Source organism: Actinosynnema sp. (assembly GCF_052038725.1).
On sequence record NZ_JBQGCX010000067.1, the window covers coordinates 1 to 3,038 of the forward strand.

Below are 3,038 nucleotides of genomic sequence, written 5' to 3' on the forward strand. Positions count from 1 at the left end.
CGCCCTGCTGCCCGCCGCCCTGCTGCCCACCGGGGAACTGCCCCTGCCCGCCGCCGTCCTGCCCGCCGGGGAACCCGCTCTGCCCGCCCCGCTCCGTGATCGCGTCCGCCGTCGACCTCCCGTCGCTCCCGGCCGTGGACACCACGGTCACGCTGTCCCCCACCGCGAGGTCGTCCAGCCCCGAGCCGCCGCCGTCCTGGTTCCGCGCCCCCGACCCGGCCGACAGCACCCTGAACACCGTGTCCGCGTCCACCACGTAGGTCTTCGCGTACCCGTCCGCGCTCGTGACCGAGATGCTCCCGTCCCCCACCTCGGTGACCTCGCCGACCTGGAACTCCCCGTGCTCGCTGTCCCCGAACGGGGACGCGGCGGACAGGCCGCCGCCGTCGCCGCCCACCATCCCCGGCATCCCCATCCCCCGGCCGCCCATGGCGTTCTGCCCCGACGACTCGCTCCCGCTCGCCGCGTAGATGACGCCCCCGCCCACGGCGGCGATGCCCACGGCGATCGCGACGGCCGCGAGGGTCTTGCGCCCGGTCCACGGCGGACCGGCGGGGGTCTGGCCCGGCTGCGGCTCCTCGCCCCAGGTCGGGTTCTCGGTGTTGGTCGTCATGGCGGCAAAGGTGGCGGCTGCGCCTGTGCGCGAGCTGTGCGCGCTGTGGGTGCCGCCTGTGCGTCTGGCGGGCGACCCCGGACGGGTGAGCCCCGCACCCCCGACCACCCGCGGCGACGTTGCTCCGCGCGGGCGAGCCTGCCGCACAGCTGCTACACAGGACCGTCACAGGAGCGCCTCAAGCGGGTCGCCGATGATCGGAGGGTGCGCCCAGTGACACCAGGGAACAGCTCCCCCGAACTCCGCCGCCCCGACGGCAGCCCCGTGCGGGTGCTGGTCGTCGACGACGAGTCCACGTTGGCCGAGCTCATGACGATGGCCCTGCGGATGGAGAAGTGGGAGGTGCGCACCGCGCTGGACGGCACGTCCGCCGTGCGGGTGGCGCGCGAGTTCCGCCCCGACGCCGTGGTGCTGGACGTCATGCTGCCCGACTTCGACGGTCTGGAGGTGCTGCGCCGGATGCGCACCGAGGCGCCGACGCTGCCGGTGCTGTTCCTGACGGCGAAGGACGCCGTCGAGGGCCGCATCGCCGGGTTGACGGCGGGCGGCGACGACTACGTGACGAAGCCGTTCAGCCTGGAGGAGGTCGTGCTGCGGCTGCGCGCGCTGCTGCGCCGCACGGGCGTGACCGAGTCGGGCGCGGGCACCGAGCTGGTGGTCGGCGACCTGGTGCTGGACGAGGAGACCCGCGAGGTGCGGCGCGGCGACGACCAGGTGGAGCTGACCGCGACCGAGTTCGAGCTGCTGCGGTTCCTGATGCGCAACCCCAAGCGGGTGCTGAGCAAGGCGCAGATCCTGGACCGGGTGTGGAGCTACGACTTCGGGGGGCAGGCAAACATCGTGGAGCTGTACATCTCGTACCTGCGCAAGAAGATCGACGCCGGGCGCGCGCCGATGATCCACACGATGCGGGGCGCGGGCTATGTCCTCAAGCCCGCCCCGTGACACCCGCTGGCGCACCCCGGCCCGCTGGCCGCTGCGCGCCAGGCTGATCGCCGAGCAGGTCGTCCTGCTGTCCCTGGTGTGCGTGATCATCGGGGTGGTGACCGGGTTCGCGCTGCGGGACTTCCTGGTGCAGCGCCTCGACCAGCAGCTCACCCAGACGGCGGGCCGGGCCGGTTTCGGGCCGGGCCGCGACGATCCGGTGTTCATGGCGGACCCCCCGTCGCGCAGCGGCGAGCACGTGCTCAACGGGCCGGGCTTCGGCCCCGGCACGCTGGTGTTCGAGACGCTGGGCGGGACCGTCGAGGCCAACCGGGTGGACACCGCGGGAGCCCTGGAGACCATCACCGACCAGACGGCGCTCACCGCGCTCTCGTCCGTGCCCGCCGACGGCCGGACCAGGACCGTGGAGCTGGGCGCGCTGGGCGGCTACCGGGTGGTGTCGGTGCAGTTCCGCACCGGGACCGTGGTGACCGGGCTGCCGCTGTCCGAGGTGAACAGCACCGTCCTGCGGATGGGCCTGATCCTGGGCGGGGTGGCGCTGGGCGGTCTGATCACCGTCGGGCTGGCGGGCGCGCTGATCATCCGGCGCACCCTGGAGCCCCTCGAACGGGTCGCCGCCACGGCGGGCCGGGTGGCCGAGCTGCCGCTGCACGAGGGTGAGGTGGCGCTGGCCGAGCGGGTGCCCGCCGCCGACGCGACCCCGGACACCGAGGTCGGGCAGGTCGGGCTGGCGCTGAACCGGATGCTCGGGCACGTCGGGGAGGCGCTGTCGGCGCGGCACGCGAGCGAGACGCGGGTGCGGCAGTTCGTCGCGGACGCCTCGCACGAGCTGCGCACGCCGCTGGCCGCGATCCGGGGCTACGCGGAGCTGACCAGGCGCAGCCGGGACTCGGTGTCGCCGGAGATCGCGCACGCGATGGGCCGGGTCGAGTCCGAGGCGGTGCGGATGACCTCGCTGGTGGAGGACCTGCTGCTGCTGGCCAGGTTGGACGCGGGCCGCCCGCTGGAGCTGGGCGAGGTGGACCTGTCGCGGCTGGTCGTGGACAGCGTCAGCGACGCGCGCATCGCGGGCCGCGAGCACGACTGGCGGCTGGCGCTGCCCCCGGAGGCGGTGACCGTGCGCGGTGACGCCGACCGGTTGCGCCAGGTGCTGGCGAACCTGCTGTCCAACGCCAGGACGCACACCCCGCCGGGCACGACGGTGACGACGGCGCTGAACCCCGGACGCGCGGGCCGGGTCGAGCTGGTGGTCGAGGACGACGGCCCCGGCATCCCGGAGGCGCTGCAGCCGGAGGTGTTCGAGCGGTTCGCGCGCGGCGACAGCTCGCGCTCCCGCGCGGCGGGCAGCACGGGCCTCGGCCTGTCGATCGTGGCGGCCGTGGTGTCCGCGCACGGCGGCTCGGTCCGGGTGGACAGCAGGCCGGGCGCGACCCGGTTCACGGTGTCGCTGCCCGCGGGCTGAGACCGGGCCCCGCGCCGG

General features: G+C 74.8%; 3 protein-coding genes. 2 read left to right on the plus strand and 1 reads right to left on the minus strand.

The annotated features are described in order from the left end of the window. The coding region (locus ACTUAL_RS01315) for a hypothetical protein (protein ID WP_440898971.1) at positions 1 to 613 on the minus strand (613 nt) is incomplete at its 3' end. A gap of 213 nt (positions 614 to 826) precedes the next feature. Between ACTUAL_RS01315 and ACTUAL_RS01320 the strand changes: the two genes are divergently transcribed. Beyond that, positions 827 to 1,558, plus strand: a complete 732-nt coding sequence (locus ACTUAL_RS01320; RefSeq protein WP_440898972.1) for a response regulator transcription factor — start codon at positions 827 to 829, stop codon at positions 1,556 to 1,558. Then, entirely contained in the window at positions 1,536 to 3,020 is a 1,485-nt protein-coding gene (locus ACTUAL_RS01325; RefSeq protein ID WP_096492286.1) for a sensor histidine kinase, read from the plus strand. The genes ACTUAL_RS01320 and ACTUAL_RS01325 overlap by 23 nt, the downstream gene beginning before the upstream one ends. Positions 3,021 to 3,038 lie beyond the last annotated feature (18 nt).

Excerpts from the sequence above, each read along its gene's own strand:
- ACTUAL_RS01325 (WP_096492286.1), top strand. The coding sequence starts at position 1,536 with ATGTCCTCAAGCCCGCCCCGTGACACCCGCTGGCGCACCCCGGCCCGC.